The 16,830-nt window shown below is 42.3% G+C and carries 14 protein-coding genes and 5 tRNA genes; 16 read left to right on the top strand and 3 right to left on the bottom strand.

Annotated features, from left to right (window positions below; translation table 11 throughout):
* Positions 1–37: 37 nt before the first annotated feature.
* Both B0682_RS04795 and B0682_RS04790 read right to left on the bottom strand, forming a co-directional pair.
* The gene (locus B0682_RS04795; protein WP_078306897.1) at positions 38–526 is read right to left on the bottom strand and encodes a cyclic nucleotide-binding domain-containing protein; all 489 of its coding nucleotides are present in this window, start codon (positions 524–526) and stop codon (positions 38–40) included.
* 134 nt (positions 527–660) lie between these two features.
* A complete protein-coding gene (locus tag B0682_RS04790; RefSeq protein ID WP_078307088.1) occupies positions 661–1,611 on the bottom strand; it encodes a nitrilase-related carbon-nitrogen hydrolase in 951 nt (316 codons plus the stop codon).
* A 248-nt stretch (positions 1,612–1,859) separates the two neighbouring features.
* On the opposite strand from B0682_RS04790, the gene rpoN reads away from it, so the two are divergent.
* The 10 genes from rpoN to B0682_RS04740 all read left to right on the top strand — a co-directional run bounded on the left by rpoN (position 1,860) and on the right by B0682_RS04740 (position 8,680).
* Entirely contained in the window at positions 1,860–3,476 is a 1,617-nt protein-coding gene (gene rpoN, locus B0682_RS04785) for an RNA polymerase factor sigma-54 (protein WP_078306896.1), read from the top strand.
* A 735-nt stretch (positions 3,477–4,211) separates the two neighbouring features.
* On the top strand, positions 4,212–4,922 hold the full coding sequence (locus B0682_RS04780) for an FHA domain-containing protein (protein ID WP_078306895.1): 711 nt from the start codon (positions 4,212–4,214) through the stop codon (positions 4,920–4,922).
* 73 nt (positions 4,923–4,995) lie between these two features.
* Positions 4,996–5,071, top strand: a tRNA-Thr gene (locus B0682_RS04775).
* Positions 5,072–5,155: 84 nt separating this feature from the next.
* Positions 5,156–5,239, top strand: a tRNA-Tyr gene (locus B0682_RS04770).
* 24 nt (positions 5,240–5,263) lie between these two features.
* A tRNA-Gly gene (locus B0682_RS04765) sits at positions 5,264–5,337 on the top strand.
* A gap of 11 nt (positions 5,338–5,348) precedes the next feature.
* Positions 5,349–5,423: transfer RNA gene (locus B0682_RS04760), tRNA-Thr, on the top strand.
* Between the two features lie 23 nt (positions 5,424–5,446).
* Positions 5,447–5,522, top strand: a tRNA-Asn gene (locus B0682_RS04755).
* A 341-nt stretch (positions 5,523–5,863) separates the two neighbouring features.
* Entirely contained in the window at positions 5,864–6,169 is a 306-nt protein-coding gene (locus B0682_RS04750) for a CopG family transcriptional regulator (RefSeq protein ID WP_078306894.1), read from the top strand.
* 111 nt (positions 6,170–6,280) lie between these two features.
* Entirely contained in the window at positions 6,281–7,135 is an 855-nt protein-coding gene (gene kdsA / locus B0682_RS04745; protein WP_078306893.1) for a 3-deoxy-8-phosphooctulonate synthase, read from the top strand.
* 222 nt (positions 7,136–7,357) lie between these two features.
* Positions 7,358–8,680 carry a lytic murein transglycosylase gene (locus B0682_RS04740; RefSeq protein WP_420845505.1) on the top strand — a complete coding sequence of 441 codons (1,323 nt, stop codon included), beginning with the start codon at positions 7,358–7,360 and terminating at the stop codon, positions 8,678–8,680.
* A 190-nt stretch (positions 8,681–8,870) separates the two neighbouring features.
* On the opposite strand, the gene B0682_RS04735 is transcribed toward B0682_RS04740, so the two are convergent.
* Positions 8,871–9,347 (bottom strand): hemerythrin domain-containing protein, encoded by a 477-nt coding sequence (locus B0682_RS04735; RefSeq protein WP_078306892.1) that lies wholly within the window; start codon positions 9,345–9,347, stop codon positions 8,871–8,873.
* 366 nt (positions 9,348–9,713) lie between these two features.
* On the opposite strand from B0682_RS04735, the gene B0682_RS04730 reads away from it, so the two are divergent.
* From B0682_RS04730 to B0682_RS04705, 6 genes are all read left to right on the top strand, one after another.
* Positions 9,714–11,942 (top strand): NADP-dependent isocitrate dehydrogenase, encoded by a 2,229-nt coding sequence (locus tag B0682_RS04730; RefSeq protein ID WP_240494848.1) that lies wholly within the window; start codon positions 9,714–9,716, stop codon positions 11,940–11,942.
* Between the two features lie 219 nt (positions 11,943–12,161).
* Positions 12,162–12,953: a DnaA ATPase domain-containing protein gene (locus tag B0682_RS04725; RefSeq protein ID WP_078306890.1), complete on the top strand. Its 792-nt coding sequence runs from the start codon at positions 12,162–12,164 to the stop codon at positions 12,951–12,953.
* 62 nt (positions 12,954–13,015) lie between these two features.
* On the top strand, positions 13,016–13,699 hold the full coding sequence (locus tag B0682_RS04720; protein WP_205760105.1) for a DUF2057 domain-containing protein: 684 nt from the start codon (positions 13,016–13,018) through the stop codon (positions 13,697–13,699).
* 126 nt (positions 13,700–13,825) lie between these two features.
* Entirely contained in the window at positions 13,826–14,884 is a 1,059-nt protein-coding gene (gene recA / locus B0682_RS04715) for a recombinase RecA (RefSeq protein ID WP_078306888.1), read from the top strand.
* A gap of 113 nt (positions 14,885–14,997) precedes the next feature.
* Positions 14,998–15,912, top strand: a complete 915-nt coding sequence (locus B0682_RS04710) for a regulatory protein RecX (RefSeq protein WP_078306887.1) — start codon at positions 14,998–15,000, stop codon at positions 15,910–15,912.
* A gap of 114 nt (positions 15,913–16,026) precedes the next feature.
* The gene (locus tag B0682_RS04705) at positions 16,027–16,827 is read left to right on the top strand and encodes a hypothetical protein (RefSeq protein ID WP_143823265.1); all 801 of its coding nucleotides are present in this window, start codon (positions 16,027–16,029) and stop codon (positions 16,825–16,827) included.
* Positions 16,828–16,830 lie beyond the last annotated feature (3 nt).

Here is a 16,830-nt window from a genome sequence, read left to right as displayed (position 1 = left end):
GTTTATATTCACCTAAATCCATATTCATCTAAGCAATCTAAGTAGATGACTCATTGCCACTTAACTCACTGCCACGCATTGCTGACAGTTCCTCATTGGTGTGACGCAGTTTAAGACTGAGCATGGACGCCAATGCCTTTAAAATTTTGATGCCAATTCTGGGGTGGTCAATCAAGATGCGTTCAAAATCACGTTTGGGCAACACGATTAAACCTGTTCTTTGGCTGGCCTTAGCAGACGCCGAACGAGACAAATCATCAATTAATGCCATTTCACCGATACCGTCCCCAGGTTTTAGCGTTACCAACATCACTTGTTTGTCTGGTAATTGTTTGAATATCTCGATGCTCCCCGCCACCACGAACGCCACATAATCACCCACCTCACCTTCAAAAAACAGATATTCACCTGCTTCTATGCCTCGAAAGGTCAAATACTGCTCCAAAATACCGAACTGATATCGGTCTAAATTTTGAAACACCACATTGCTTTTTAATAACTCGTATAAAGACATGTGAGCTGTCATGATAATGTCCATAGGAATATTAAGAGTATGGCACTGTTTTTTATTGATGACTGTTTTTGACTGATGAAGGTTGCCACTGACAACGTTGTTTACTGGCAAAATTTTATCTGACTGTGGTTCTTATGCCAAATGTCTTATGCCAAGCGATGACACTCAAAAATGGGTAAATCTACCCTATTTTGGTGTTGTTGTTCATCATCGAAAACAGCAGTAATCACACTAAAATCTCGTTTATGATGGCTGTTTTCACCATTTTGCCAATCATCAAAAGACGTGTTGTCCATTGTCAATATTTGACCACGGCTGTCAGTGATGGTGCTGTGCCCCCAAGTATGGCGAATGGTTGAACACGTGGTTGTGCTCATGTTGGTGTCAATGTCTGTCAGATGGTGTTGAGTGTCGTTAATGGGTGTTGGTATGATGTGTTTGCCCCCTTGTGCTGAGCCAATAACCAAACATTGACTGTCAATGGCACGAGCTTGTAATAATAACCGCCAATAAACTTCTCCTGTCTGATAAGTAAAGGCACTGGGCGCAGATAAAAGGTTCGCCCCTGACTGTCGTAGCCGTTGTGCCAATGCAGGAAAACGCAAATCAAAACACACCATCATGCCCAGCATGACTGTCGTATGGTCCAGCTCAAGATGAGCGGTGACAGTTTGAGTGCCTGCTTCAAAGGTTTGAGCTTCATCATAGCCACCTTGGTTGTCTGCCACTGTGGCACGGAACAGATGAATTTTATCATAGCGAGCCACTTGACTGCCATCAGGGGCAAACAGCAAGCTGGCTTGTCGAAGTCGCCCATCATTGATGACACTGCCATCTGGGCGATAAGGGCAAGGCAATGTCCCTGCCAACACATACAACTGATGCTTGCTGGCAAGATGAGCAAAGTGGGAACTAAGTTCATCAAAGCGTTGTGCTGTGGCATGCTGTCTGCCCATACTGGCAACATTCTCAGGCAGTACCACCAACTCTGCCCCTTGCCCTTTAGCAACATCAATGGCGGTGGCGGCGATTTGTAAATTGGCATCACAATCGGCTTGTGAATTCATGCCGATGCAGGCAATCATGGGCTTGGTCATGGCGTTACCCTTAACTGACGTATGATTTAACTGATGTGTCATTCAATTGATGTGTCATTTAACTGACAACTGACGCACCACTCACATGATGGTCTTTATTTTTCACAGACCACACCAGCACATCACCATATCATACCAGTTATTCCAAAGAATTTTGCCCAATTTATCTATAATGTAGTATCCTTTATCATATTGATTGTTATTAATAAAACAAACAACATCACCATCAACCAGAGTTTTTAATCATTATGAGTTTTTCATATGGTTTGGGGGCGAACCTTAAACTGGGGACTTCCCAAAAACTAACACCACAGATGCAACAAGCCATTCGCATCTTGCAACTGTCAAGTCTAGAGCTTGAGCAGGAAGTGGCAACCCAATTAGAATGCAATCCCTTTCTTGAACGAGTAGGGGACAGCCCTGAGCAAGCAGAAAACAGCCCTGAGCGAACAGACAGCCTTGAGTGGACAAATAAAACAGAATTGCCCCCCACAGAGAGCATGACTGATGACGATGGCGACTATGACTATGACTATGACAATGAAGACAGCTTTGACAAACTGTCACAAAGTGGGCTGGACGATACTGCCATCGATACCGATTGGGACAACATCTTTAGCCAGGACAGCACTGTCTTAGCATCGCCTGACACCAGCGATTACGATGACCACGAAGGACAAACCCAAAGTAGCATTCAAGACCATGTGCGATGGCAATTACAGTTAAATGAAGAACTCAATGAAATAGAGCTGTTAATTGCAGATTATTTGATTGATGCAATGAATGATGATGGTTTTATTGAGTTGGACATTGAAGGGTTGTACCAAAGTTTTCAAACCGTGTGTCAGTTTTATCAGTTGGATAACGCCATCAGCAAGTCAGACATTGAATCGGTGCTGACCACCATTCAAGAGTGCGACCCCATCGGTGTGGGAGCAAGAGATTTAAGTGAAAGCTTAAAGTTGCAACTGTATGAGATGAACTGTAAAACTCCCTTTGTCCAAGAAGCCCTACGGATTTTGCAACATTCTGATTTATTGGCAACCAACAACATCAGCGAGTTGTTAATTCGAACCCAGCTTGACATCAGCGACATAGAGCCAGCCTTGGAATTGCTCCGCACCCTAAATCCCTCTCCAGGAGAACACTACCGAAAGTCTCAACCCAAACTTACCAATATCAAAGAAACCTATGACATTGCTGATGTGCTGGTTACATTGCTGAGCAATCCAACCCAATCTGCTCAGCCCAATCAAGAGAATGAATTTGCCTTGCAACAAATGACATGGCAAGTGGAACTAAACCCAGATACCCTGCCCAAATTACGCATCAACCAAAAATACAGCCAACTTATCAAACGTGGTGATGCCAGTGATGACAATGCTTTTTTAAAGCAAAACTTTAGCGATGCTCGCCTATTTATCCGTAGCATCGAAGAACGCAACAACAATCTACTTAAGGTTGCCAGTTGTATTGTCAAACGCCAACAGGCTTTTTTATTGTATGGAGCGACTGCCATGCAGCCACTGGTTTTAAAAGATGTGGCTGACGAAGTGGGATTACATGAATCCACTGTCTCACGCTTAACCAGCAATAAAACTATGCTCACCCCACAAGGTTTATTTGAGCTAAAATACTTCTTTTCATCGTCTGTATCTGGCGTGGACGGTGACGTATCATCAACCGCCATCACCGCCATGATAGAGCAGATGATAGCCGATGAAAACCCAAAAAAACCCCTATCCGATAATGCCATCACCGATTATCTGCTTGAGCAAGGCATCGACATTGCAAGGCGTACCGTTGCCAAATATCGTGAACAGCTTGGCATTGGCTCTTCAACTCAACGCAGACAACGTTACTGACTGATTGACATACTCCCACCACCAAACCTAGCGGTTATGGTGGGGGAATCTTTGCGACCCATAACAATCCCAACCTAGATTGAATTGTTACCTTTCGTCATGCCACCATCGCTGAATGGTATCGGCATGAGGGAACTCTTTATACAACACTAAGTCCTAGTGCATCAGCTAATGCTTGCTTTTTATGGTTCTTTACCATGTTTTTTACACCTAAATATTCAATCACATGACTGGTAGCTTGGTTTTCGCAAATCAGTTTATGCGTGACTTTATGGTGTAAGTTTAAATGGTGTCAGTCTAAACGCTGGTTGCGTACTTTTTCATGAATACGAGCAACGGCTAATTTTTTGAAATATGGGTATGATTTAGCATTGTTTTTATTTAGTGTCTATGACATCGAAAAACAACAACGCCCTGATTAGGTCGCCTGTGCTTACATCTCCACCTAAATCAAAGATTATGGGTGGAGAATTACGCACGATGAGTTAAACGTTCTGATTAAACGCCACTGGCCACTAATTGTTGACTGATAACCGATGATGATGATTAGTACGATAAAATAAAATACTTGTTAAGATGAATAAATATGTTCTTAGCAAAATTAACACACAAATTGATGATAAATCCGCTATAATAACGGATTTAAAGTATTTTATTTTAAAGCATCTGACCATCATCGTTTAACATAATCCAAAAGTTTAACATAACCCAAAAAACAGCGGGAGACTTATCAACATGAGCAAATGGTCATTAACAGGCGTGAGCGAAGTCTTAGCAGAACTAGTTATCCCAGTCCATGATGACATACGCATCGGTCGTAGCCCTGATAGTGATGTGGTGTTGGCAAGCCAAAACATCTCTCGCCAACATGCGTTGATTAGTATCCAAAATGGTAACTTGTTTATTAAAGATTTAGGCTCGTCTAATGGCACATCAGTCAATGATAAAGCCCTTGAACCACAAAAATCCAAACACATCAATCATAACGATGTCATCGCTTTTGCCGACTTGGTATTTAAAGTGACTGACAACACTCAAGAGACGACCACCACTCAAGAGCTGACCGTCAGCACAGACAAAACCAATGAAGTCATAAAAAATGAAGAGGTAAAAAGTGAAGCCGTAAAAGATGAAGCAGAACCCGCACCAACGACTTTAGAGCCAGAACCAAGCACGCAAGAGCCAATAAGCATAAAAGAACCAGACACAAAACAATCAGAAAAAACCATCACGGCTGAACTAACAAAAATAGAGCTTGCTCAAACAGACACACCAGCCCAATCAGAAAAAGAATCAACCTCTAACCCAACCACCCTCTCTAAAGATGTGGTCTTTAAAGAGATGGTGAATGACCCAGCCAAAAAAGGCAACAGTAACCCAGTGAAGTGGTCAATCATCGCCATTATCATCGTTGCCGTGGCTTTTTGGCTATTTAATATGAATTAAATGCAAAAAAATATAAAATAATGGTTGCATTTTAAAATAAACTTGATAGAATACTTGCCACTTTAGCAGACACGCCGGCTTAGCTCAGTTGGTAGAGCAACTGACTTGTAATCAGTAGGTCGCCAGTTCGATTCCGGCAGCCGGCACCATCTGTTAAAGATTGCCAACATAACATCATGCCATTCATGTGATTCATAATGTGGCGTTGTGATATTATTGTTGGGCATGTTATCGGTGGGATTGGGGAGCGGTCAAACCCAGCAGACTGTAAATCTGCCGCGAAAGCTTCGAAGGTTCGAATCCTTCTCCCACCACCATTTATATTTATCTGCCAAGCACTTGCGGGTGTGGTTTAATGGTAGAACCTCAGCCTTCCAAGCTGATGGCGCGGGTTCGATTCCCGCCACCCGCTCCATACATTGATTTGCTCATATAGCTCAGGGGTAGAGCACTCCCTTGGTAAGGGAGAGGTCTCGAGTTCAATTCTCGATATGAGCTCCAATGCAAGTGCCGTTAAAGCCCATTCCCCAATAGCTCAGTTGGTAGAGCATCGGACTGTTAATCCGTGTGTCCCTGGTTCGAGCCCAGGTTGGGGAGCCATCTTAACCACTCAAACTTAACCATTTTAAGTCAGCTGTTTTATTTAGCCGTTTATTTAGATTAAGCTTGGCTTGGCTTGGTTAAATCAGTTAAATCATTACATTAGCAACCTATCCCATCTTAAAAGCGCTCACCTAAATGCTTTTTATGTCTACCATTTATATTTGCCAAAGTTTGAACAGGCTTTGAATGTTTGCCAGTTTCGATGACATCTATTTAATCCTTATCCTGTGATTATCCTGTTGTTATGGCTAGCTTAAGGTTTTTTTGGTAAAATTTGTTATACTTGTTTTCACCTTGGATTTGAGCTTTTATCCATCATTTTTTACCTAGGCTTGATTATGATACCTGTCCGTGTCAAAAACAAATTTTCTGATCACCCACAAAAAGTCATGCGTCCCATCAGTATTCGTCTCTCAGAAGAGATGATTGAGCTTTTAACAGAAACGGCACGTGAACATGGGTTTGAAAAAATTCAAGGCTTACTACGCCTGTATATTCGTGAGGGGTTAGACCGTGATAATGATAAATACACCTTGGCTCATGATGAAACTTTTATTGAAAAATTACGTAAAAAAGGAGTCAGTGAAAAAATCATTGAGCAAGCCATTATTGAAACTAATAATGTCTGCACCAACCAAAAATGACATAAAATAAATCACACAAGTCAAAAGTCATGATTCACTGACTTGAATTTTCACTCGATTTTAGCAAATAAGCACTCAAAAGCCCAAGTAATCAGCATGACGGAGAATACGATGAGTGAAAAAGCCCAATCTCATATTCAGTTAAATGGCATGAACATTGGTAATGATCAGCCTTTTGTGCTGTTCGGTGGTATGAATGTGTTAGAAAGCCGTGATTTGGCGTTTGAAATTGCTGAAACTTATGTTGAAATTTGTCAAAGATTGGACATTGGCTATGTTTTTAAAGCCAGTTTTGATAAAGCCAACCGTTCAAGTTTGTATTCATTTCGTGGGCATGGCATGGAGATGGGGTTACAGTGGCTGTCTGACATTAAAAAAACCTTTAATGTGCCTATCATTTCTGATGTGCATGAGCCATATCAAGCCAAGCCTGTGGCACAAGTGGCGGATATTATTCAGTTGCCTGCGTTTTTAAGTCGTCAGAGTGATTTGGTTACAGCGATGGCAAAGACGGGGGCAATTATTAATATCAAAAAAGCCCAATTCCTTGCCCCACATGAAATGCAACACATCATCAATAAATGTCTAGAAGCAGGTAACAATAAAATTATTTTGTGTGAGCGGGGTACGTCATTTGGTTATAATAACTTGGTGGTGGACATGCTTGGCTTTGACATCATGAAACAGATGAATGTGCCTGTGTTTTTTGATGTAACGCACAGCTTGCAACAGCCCGGAGCAAGGGCGGACAGTGCAGGTGGTCGCCGTGAGCAGATCACCACTTTGGCAAGGGCAGGCATGGCAACAGGGTTGGCAGGGCTATTTTTAGAAGCTCACCCTAACCCTGAGCAAGCCAAATGTGATGGGCCTTGTGCGTTGCGATTAAGTCAGCTTGAACCGTTTTTGGCACAATTAAAACAATTAGATGAGTTGGTCAAAGGTTTTGCTAAGTTAGACACAGCGTGATAGGTTCAATCACCATCAACCATGTAAAGGCGCAGATTTAAAAGCACATTACAAGGCAGATTAAACGGCACAAGACAGAAGATTAAAAGGCAGACTAAAAGGATTGTCATGAACTCACAGCATCAAAACCCATCAGCCCAAGTAAAGCGAAACCAATTTGCTCCCAAAGTTGTCCCTAAAGCCAAAGCAATCAATCAGTCTTGTGATGCTCTGCTTGGCGTGATGACGGCGATGCTATCAATGGCAATGCTGTCAGCTTGTGTGAGCAGTCCACAACCCATACCACAACTTATACCACAACCTGCCTCACAGCTTACCCCTCAACCATTCCAAACCGCACCAACGCCAGAACAACCACAAGTGATGCCAAACGTGATTGTGGTAACTCCTCCATCAGTCATTGCCACACGTCCAGTTGTGCCACCACAACCAACAGTGATTAATGGTTTTGGTGATTGGAAAGTCAGCTTTACCAATAAAGCGTTGGCAAGAGGGTTTTCTCAAGCTGAGATTGAGCGGTTGCTGGGCAATGCCCATCTTAATCAAAAAGTCGTTAGCCAAGACCGCAGTCAAGCCGAATTTGTCAAGATGCCTTGGGAGTATGTTGAATCTGCTGTTGCCAACAGTCGTGTCAGCAATGGGCGTAAGCATTTTATTGGTCATCGCAGGTTGTTTGATGACATTGGCAATCACTATGGTGTTGACCCAGCCATTGTGGCTGCCATTTGGGGAATGGAGTCATCTTATGGTGGCTTTATGGGTAATGCCAACTTGGTCAGCTCGTTGGCGACTTTGGCATATGATGGTCGTCGCCGTGATTTTGCTGAAGAACAATTGATGTCTCTGCTGACCTTACTTAGCCGTGGCGATGTGTCTTGGCACAATTTAGATGGATCGTGGGCAGGGGGTATGGGGCATACTCAATTCATTCCTGCCACTTGGTTGACACAAGGTGTGGACGGTGATGGCAATGGGCATAAAAACCCTTGGAATTTGACCGATGCGTTAAACAGCACTGCCAATTATTTGAGAAATTCTGGTTGGGTGCGTGGCGTTGACCCTGTGTATGAAGTGTTTTTGCCCAGTTATTTTGATTATCGATATCTTGATGACACCATGAGCCATGACGAATGGCGACAGCTGGGTGTGCAAGTGCTGGGGGGGTATGTGCCTGCCAATGCTCGCTTAAGTCTGTGGCTACCTGCAGGTAAGTTAGGTCCTGCCTTATTGACCAGTCAAAATTTTGACGTAATTAAGGTCTATAACAATTCCGCTAACTATGCGTTGGGGGTTAGTTTGCTTGCAAAAGCAATAAATGGACAAGGTGGTCTACAAACAGCGTGGCCCAAATATGAGCGACCACTCACCACCGTGCAAGTAACCAACTTACAGCGTCATTTGACACAAGCAGGGTATGATACTCATGGTATTGATGGGGTTATCGGTAGCAATACTCGTAAAGCTTTTGCCAGATGGCAGGCGGATAGCGGACAAGTGCCTGATGGTTTTATCACCCAAGACAGTGCCAAATTATTGATTTGGTAAGGCCATATGAGATTGCCCCTTCGTCATAAAGCTTAAATAAAGCTTGGTCAAAGGTTTGCATGTCCAGCTCACTGGATTTGGTCATGATGGCTGTTAAATAAGTTTTATATGAATGATGCCAAATAATATGTTGACACTTTGATATTATTTGACACTTTGATGGTTGTCTTGTTTGTGGTTATCTTGTCGTTTATTGATTATTTTGTACAAATTCGTTGTGTTCGACTTGATACAGTGAGCCAAGGCGTTGTTGTAAATCATCAGCAAGAATGTCTTTAGACTGTTTAAAGAATTCTTCTTCCTCTTCATCTAAATGATGACGAACTTTATGAATGAGGTCTTTTAAAGCTTGTTGCCATTTATCTGAGTCAGGCTGATGATTGTCTAAAGTGTCAATAAGTTCGTCCATTTCATGATGCTCAGTAATGGCATGACGAGCAATGTCCAAACCATCATCATGCTCCATAACAGGCACATAAAGATGACGCTCTTCAGCGGCCGCATGAGCGGTCAGCTCCAGCTTAAATTGCTGGTAGATTTTGGCTTGTTCTTTACTGTCATCGGTATTCTCTAACTGTTGACACAACTGACGTTGCACTTCATGACGGGCGATAAGGGCAGTAAAAATGTCTTGGTTTAGGTTAATGTCAGCTTTGATGTTGCTCATGGGTTTTCCTTAATTGATGTTAAAAATAAATTTAAAATATCTTTAAAAATAAATCTTTGAACATGGCTTTGATGAAACACATGTTATCCAAAGTATTATTTAAGCATTTTAATCAATTATTTGCTTAAAAACTGTGTTTGCTTGTTGCCATACGGTTGCTATCAGGTTAAGGTTAAGAATGGTTATCATTAGGGCATACCATCATCAAAGATTGACTGTGCATTAAATTTGCTTAATGGTCATCATGTCCTATAAAATAGAGATGCAGAATGCGTATTTATATGGTCAAATCAGGTTCTTTACCGATTTGTATGCCATACCAATTTTGATGCCACACATGATAAACAACAAAAGGATTGCATGATTATGCCAAAGATTTATTATACCCTAACCGACGAAGCTCCTTTATTGGCGACCTATTCTTTTTTACCTATTATTGAGACATTCACCACACCAGCGGGTATTGACATCATTAAAAGTGATATTTCACTGGCATCACGGGTTTTGGCTGAATTCCCTGATTATTTAAGTGAAGAACAACAACAAACAAAAACACTAGAAATCTTAGGTAAGTTGACTCAAGAACCTGATACCAACATCATTAAATTACCCAACATCAGTGCGTCAGTGGCACAGTTAGAAACGTGCATCGAAGAGCTACAAGCCAAAGGATTTGCCATTCCTGATTACCCAAGTAATCCCAACACCGAAGAAGAAAAAAACATCAAAGCCCGTTATGGTAAGTGCTTAGGGTCGGCTGTCAATCCTGTGTTGCGTGAAGGCAATTCAGACCGCAGAGCCCCCGCCGCTGTTAAAAATTATGCCAAAAAACATCCGCATTCGATGGGTGAATGGAAGCCGTGGTCAAAAACGCACGTGTCACACATGAATGAAGGTGATTTTTATCATGGTGAAAAATCCATGACCCTAGACAAAGCGTGTCAGGTAAAAATGGAACTGATTTGCGACGACGGTGAGACCATTTTATTAAAACCTGAAGTGGCATTGGAAAAAGGTGAAATCATTGACTCTATGTTCATGAGCAAAAAAGCCTTACTTGAGTTTTATGAAAAAGAGCTAAAAGATTGTAAAGAAGCGGACATTTTGTTCTCTTTGCACGTGAAAGCCACCATGATGAAAGTCTCACATCCCATTGTATTCGGTCATTGTGTGCGTGTGTATTATAAAGAAGCCTTTGAAAAATGGGGTGATTTGTTTGATGAACTTGGCATCAATGTCAATAACGGCATGGCAGGACTTTACGAAAAAATAGAAACCCTACCACGTTCACAGTACGATGAAATCATCAGAGATTTGCACGCTTGCCAAGAAAATCGCCCATCGTTGGCGATGGTGGACTCTGCCAAAGGCATTACCAACTTTTATTCACCCAATGATGTGATTGTTGATGCGTCCATGCCAGCGATGATACGCAGTGGCGGTAAAATGTGGGGGGCTGATGGCCGTCAGTATGATTGTAAAGCGGTGATGCCAGAATCAACTTTTGCTCGGATTTATCAAGAAGTCATCAATTTTTGTAAATGGCATGGCAATTTTGACCCAAGCACCATGGGAACAGTGCCAAATGTCGGTTTGATGGCAAAAAAAGCCGAAGAGTATGGCTCACATGACAAAACCTTTGAAATCAGTAAAAATGGGGTTGCCAACATCACGGACTTAGAAACAGGTGAGGTGTTGATGTCGCAACATGTTGAAGAAGGTGATATTTGGCGTATGTGTCAGACCAAAGATGCACCTATTCGTGATTGGGTTAAGCTTGCGGTGACTCGCACTCGCAATTCAGGAATGCCAGCGGTGTTCTGGTTAGACCCTTATCGTCCACATGAAAATGAGCTCATTAAAAAGGTAAAAACCTATCTAAAAGACCATGATACTCAAGGTTTGGACATTCAAATCATGTCGCAAGTGCGTGCCATGCGTTATACGCTAGAGCGTGTCTGTCGTGGTTTGGACACCATTTCAGTGACAGGCAATATTTTACGTGATTACCTAACTGATTTGTTCCCCATTCTTGAGCTGGGTACATCAGCTAAGATGCTGTCCATCGTACCCATGATGGCAGGGGGTGGCATGTACGAAACTGGGGCTGGTGGCTCTGCACCTAAGCATGTAGAACAGCTGGTGGAAGAAAACCATTTGCGTTGGGACTCACTCGGTGAGATGCTTGCCTTGGCGGTGTCGCTTGATGAACTTGGTGATAAAGAAAACAATCCAAAAGCTAAGTTACTGGCAAAAACGTTGGACGAAGCCACTGGTAAATTACTTGATAATGAAAAATCACCATCTAGACGCACAGGTGAACTAGACAATCGTGGCAGCCATTTTTATCTTGCCAAATATTGGGCCCAAGCATTGGCAAATCAAGAAGAAGATGCTGAGCTTAAAGTCAAATTTGAGCCACTGGCGAAATCATTGGCGGATAATGAAGAAAGAATTGTCGCTGATTTGATTGATGTGCAAGGTCAGCGGGTTGATATTGGTGGTTACTATAAGCCAGATGCAGATAAGTTACAGGCGGTGATGCGTCCTAGCCAACTCTTTAATGAAGCCTTGGCAAATGTGCTGACAAAATAGCCTAAAAGGATAATTGTCCTGATAAAAACCAGTGTCCAAATTCAGCATCTAAATTGAGCGTCTAAGTTTGGGTGCTGGTTTCTTATCAGTTTTAAAGACAGCAAATGACATGCCACTGGCCAATAATCATGCCACTATCAATATTATTCAAAATATGCTATATATAGCCTGCTAATATCACAAGATACGGCATTATGTGTACCATTAAGAGTAAATCGCATGGTTGACAACCAGCTTAATCTAAATCTTGAAGTCAAGCACGATGCTAGCCTAAGTGACTTTGCAGGTCCAGGTTGGCTTGCCATCATTGATGCGGTGCGTCAGTTACATGTCAGCCTAATCCACCAGCTGTATATTTTTGGCAGCCCTGATACGGGTAAGTCGCATCTGCTTTCTGCCATTTGTGAGTCGTTTATCGACATGGGACAGACAGCCATCAATCTGTCTTTAAGTGACTTATTGTACACTGATGTTCAAGTACTGTCGTCGCTTGAGAGTTTTGACTTGATTGCCATCGATGATGTCGATGCCATCGTAGGTCATGAGCAATGGCAAGAAGCGTTATTTCATCTGATTAATCGTAGCCATGAAGGGCAAAGGCGTTTGTTGTTTGCTGCTGACCGCCCTACCAATCAGCTATTCTTTAGTCTAAGGGATTTAAAGACTCGTTTGGCACAAGCCCCAAGCTTTAAAGTTCCTGATGGACACAATTTGGCAGACCGCAAGGCGATGCTAGAGTCGATATTGCGTCGTCGTGGTTGGCAATTTCATGCTGACATCACTGGGTATTTATTGGCAGAAGGACCGCACAACACAGGGGCGATGCTCAGAGTACTTAGTCATCTACAACCCATGTTTGCCAACATGCCTAGGGTAAATATCTCTAAGTCCAGCATTACCGAAGCCATGAAAATCATTGATGAACAGACTTTGCTTGCTGAACTTGAAGACATTCATGAGCAAACTCAACAAGAAGCGATACAAAATCAAAACTTTATTTTGGATTATTGACCATATAACTGCATTTAAATGAGTAAAGTGAGTAAATAAAGAAGAGAATGGTTATGAAACTGATTGCCCCCATGTCATTAGCTGTCATCATCAGTGTGTCTGTTGCTGCCACGTCAGCGGTTGCTTCGGTAACCTTAGCTGTCGATGACAACATCAAGGTTACCGCCATCAACGGACAGGCATATAACAGCAGTCCATTCCAAAAAATTCAAAGGTTGTATACGCTACAGCCTGGTAAGCACGTCATCACCGCTCGTTATGACCGCCTGTATGAGCTGGCTGGAGACAACCACGATTATTTAAAATCTGGTCATGTTACTTTGACCGCAGAACTGGCAGACAATCAAAACTATCAGTTGGTCATGCCCGGTCAGCCTGAGAGTTATCGTGATGCTCGTGAGTATGCCAAAAATCCACAGCTTGCCATCAAGCAAGGTAACAAAATTGTGGCAAGTCAAAGTGTCAGTGCCAACACGAAAGACACAGGCTTGTTGGGTGGATTAGGCTCAGCAATTGGTGGTCTGTTTGGGGGTAATTCATTTGGGAATAACTCAGCGGTAGAAGCCAATTCACAAGCCATTGCTGCCATTGACAATCAGCCAGCCAGTAACAGCATGAATACGGTCAGCACACAACAAACGTTTGCTAATCCTGCCAATATCAGCACCCTTGACCAATTCATGCAGTTATGGTTACAAGCCACCCCTGATGAGCGAGAAAAAATCCGCCAGTGGGTGAGTCCGTAGTTGTTTTGTAGCAGTTATTTTTTAATCCAAGCAGAATTTGCTGATATAAGCAGACTTTATTACCAAACACATCGCCACCAAACCCATCGCCAATAAAATGGCAATCTATCGGAGACACTATCTACTATGGACGAAAATAAAGCCAAAGCCCTTAAAGCTGCCTTGGGGCAAATTGAAAAACAATTTGGCAAAAATACCATCATGCACCTAGGAGATGAATCGGTTGCCATGGACGTTGATGTGGTGTCAACAGGTTCACTGGGATTGGACATCGCCTTAGGTATCGGCGGCTTGCCAAAAGGACGCATCATTGAAATTTATGGCCCTGAAAGCTCAGGCAAAACCACATTGACTCTACAGACCATTGCCCAATGTCAAAAACAAGGTGGTACTTGTGCCTTTATTGATGCTGAACACGCTCTTGACCCCATTTACGCTCGTAAACTTGGTGTGAATACCGATGAATTATTGGTATCACAACCTGACAATGGTGAGCAAGCCTTAGAAATTACTGATATGTTGGTACGTTCAGGGGCGATTGATATGATTGTGGTCGATTCGGTGGCAGCCTTGACTCCCAAGGCAGAAATCGAAGGTGAAATGGGTGATAGCCACATGGGGTTACAAGCCCGTTTGATGAGCCAAGCTTTGCGTAAAATCACAGGCAACGCCAAACGCTCTAACTGTATGGTGGTGTTCATCAATCAGTTGCGTATGAAAATTGGGGTTATGTTTGGCAACCCAGAAACCACCACAGGCGGTAATGCGTTGAAGTTCTACGCATCGGTGCGTTTGGACATTCGTCGTTTTGGCTCAGTTAAGAATGGTGATGAAATCATCGGTTCTGACACTCGTGTCAAAGTGATTAAAAATAAAATGGCCCCTCCGTTTAGACAAGCTGAATTTCAAATCATGTATGGCGAAGGCACTAACCACTTGGCAGAAATCATTGATTTGGGTGTTGAGATGGATTTGGTTGGTAAAGCGGGGGCATGGTACAGCTATGGTCATGATAAAATTGGTCAAGGTAAGGCCAATTCTGTGCAGTATTTAAAAGACCACCCAGAGATTGCCCAAGAAATTGAAGAAAAAATTCGTGCGGTTAAAATGAATCAAGGTGGTTCAAAGAGTTTTGATGACTCAAATGAGCAAGAAATGAATGACAATGATATGGCTAACGAATAAGCAAGTGAATTAGACATATCTATTAGACATCATCTATTATCCATCAAGTGTGCATCTATAAAGTGGCTCATCTTTGGGACACTTTATTGCACATGATGGCACATGGATTTATTATGCAAATTAAAACCCTTGCTGATATCTTGGCTGATAAGCAACAATTCCACAATTCTCAAACCCAAAATGCTCAAACCCACAATTCTCAAACCAACAATTCTCAAAAAAACAGCCAAGAAAAAAGTCAAACAAAAAACAGCCAAACAAAAAATACTCGAGCAAAAAAAAGCCAGTCAACCAAAAAACCATCAGACAATCAAACCGCAAATAATACCAAAAACAGTCGAACAACCATAAAGCCTACGCTGAGTATTCAAGATATTTTGCAACAGGTCAAAGAAAAAACACCCACATGCAACACTGCAACCGATGACGATGTCCTAGACAACCTACCCACCGCATTGACCGCTTATCTAAAAACACCAGAACAACGAGAAGCTGAAAGAGAACACATCAAAGCCGACAGTCGTTTACGCTGGTTGGCATTTTATTATTTGTCTATCCGTGAGCATTCTCGTCAAGAACTCAAAGACAAACTTATCGCCAAACAACAAAATCCTGACAAAGTCGATGCCTTATTAGATGAATTTGCTGAAAAAGGCCATCAAAGTGAGCAACGAGCTGCCATCATGCTTATCAAAGAAAGCATCAGAAAAGGGCGTGGTCGTCGCCGTATTGAGCATGACTTTCGCCAACGCAAACTTGATTTACCTGCCAATATTGATGAGATTATTGAGTTGGCTCAAAGCGAGTCACAAAGTTTTGCCGATTATGTGGCAGATGGTGGTGAACAAGTGAATTGGTTGGCATTGGCAGTAGAAGCACGAGTTAAGAAATATGGCAATGCCATTCCAACCAAGCCCAAGGATAAAGCCAAGCAGTTACGATTTTTACAATATCGTGGATTTAAAGCAGGGGTGTGTTATCAAGCCATTAAACTTAATATGCAAAGTTTAGATGATTTAACCCCCTAAAACGCAACTCCCCTAAAACAGATATTGTGACTGTCCGCAACAAATCCGTTATAATTAAAAACAACATTCATCATACCAACAAAGGCAGTCATTAAAGCCAGTATCAAGGACAGTATGAACATTTTAAATAAAATAACCCATTGCCATTTTATCCAGTACCACTTTATCCAGCACCATCTGCTCAAAAATCCACCTCACAATTCATCTCATGGTTCGCTCAAGTCGTTGTCGATGACGAGATTATTAAGTCTGTGTCTTTTATGTTTAGGATTGGGTCTGTCAGCCTGTGATGGCACTCAAACCACTGGTAAAACAGACACAACAGACACGGAACAAACCAGTACAACTCAAACCAGCACAACTGATATGACCCCAATCGAACAAATCAGCAACGGTAATGGCATCAACGATGCCAGTCATTTGGCTGATGTTAATGAAGACAATTTGGTTGATACAACACACATATCCACATCACAAACAGATGACACCAATACAAATAACACCAATACAAATAACACCAATAAGGTGGGCGAGCAAATCACCATTGATTGGACAAAAGTAGATTCTGGGGTTAAGCCTGTTGACCCAAAAAGCTATCCTTATGTCTTTGCTAAAGACAGCTCACCTGTAAAATCATATGCTGATTATTTTGGCGTGGATAGGGCAACTGCCCAGTACAATCTTACCATTGGCATGGCAAGTAATGAACCTTTATCAAAATTGCTTGACCAACTTGGTACGGCTTATGAAACGCACGAATTGATTGATGGTAACAAAATCACTTTGGTCATATACACCACCGATGCCATCGCTCCAAGCTCATATGACTATGTCATCGCTGATAAAATTGGACGAGGGTTGATATTGCCCATTCGCATCGTCAATAAAAAAGTGGCAGCTGAAACCGTGGAATAAGAA

The sequence above is a fragment of the Lwoffella lincolnii genome, assembly GCF_002014765.1.
Classification (GTDB): domain Bacteria; phylum Pseudomonadota; class Gammaproteobacteria; order Pseudomonadales; family Moraxellaceae; genus Psychrobacter; species Psychrobacter lincolnii.
This window is presented reverse-complemented; position numbering and strand designations above follow the sequence as displayed.

Coding starts and splice junctions, on each gene's coding strand:
- B0682_RS04735 (WP_078306892.1), bottom strand. CDS start 9,347: ATGAGCAACATCAAAGCTGACATTAACCTAAACCAAGACATTTTTACT.
- B0682_RS04710 (WP_078306887.1), top strand. CDS start 14,998: ATGCAAATTAAAACCCTTGCTGATATCTTGGCTGATAAGCAACAATTC.
- B0682_RS04725 (WP_078306890.1), top strand. CDS start 12,162: ATGGTTGACAACCAGCTTAATCTAAATCTTGAAGTCAAGCACGATGCT.
- kdsA (WP_078306893.1), top strand. CDS start 6,281: ATGAGTGAAAAAGCCCAATCTCATATTCAGTTAAATGGCATGAACATT.
- rpoN (WP_078306896.1), top strand. CDS start 1,860: ATGAGTTTTTCATATGGTTTGGGGGCGAACCTTAAACTGGGGACTTCC.
- B0682_RS04750 (WP_078306894.1), top strand. CDS start 5,864: ATGATACCTGTCCGTGTCAAAAACAAATTTTCTGATCACCCACAAAAA.
- B0682_RS04705 (WP_143823265.1), top strand. CDS start 16,027: ATGAACATTTTAAATAAAATAACCCATTGCCATTTTATCCAGTACCAC.
- recA (WP_078306888.1), top strand. CDS start 13,826: ATGGACGAAAATAAAGCCAAAGCCCTTAAAGCTGCCTTGGGGCAAATT.
- B0682_RS04790 (WP_078307088.1), bottom strand. CDS start 1,611: ATGACCAAGCCCATGATTGCCTGCATCGGCATGAATTCACAAGCCGAT.
- B0682_RS04780 (WP_078306895.1), top strand. CDS start 4,212: ATGAGCAAATGGTCATTAACAGGCGTGAGCGAAGTCTTAGCAGAACTA.
- B0682_RS04740 (WP_420845505.1), top strand. CDS start 7,358: ATGACGGCGATGCTATCAATGGCAATGCTGTCAGCTTGTGTGAGCAGT.
- B0682_RS04730 (WP_240494848.1), top strand. CDS start 9,714: ATGCCAAAGATTTATTATACCCTAACCGACGAAGCTCCTTTATTGGCG.
- B0682_RS04795 (WP_078306897.1), bottom strand. CDS start 526: ATGACAGCTCACATGTCTTTATACGAGTTATTAAAAAGCAATGTGGTG.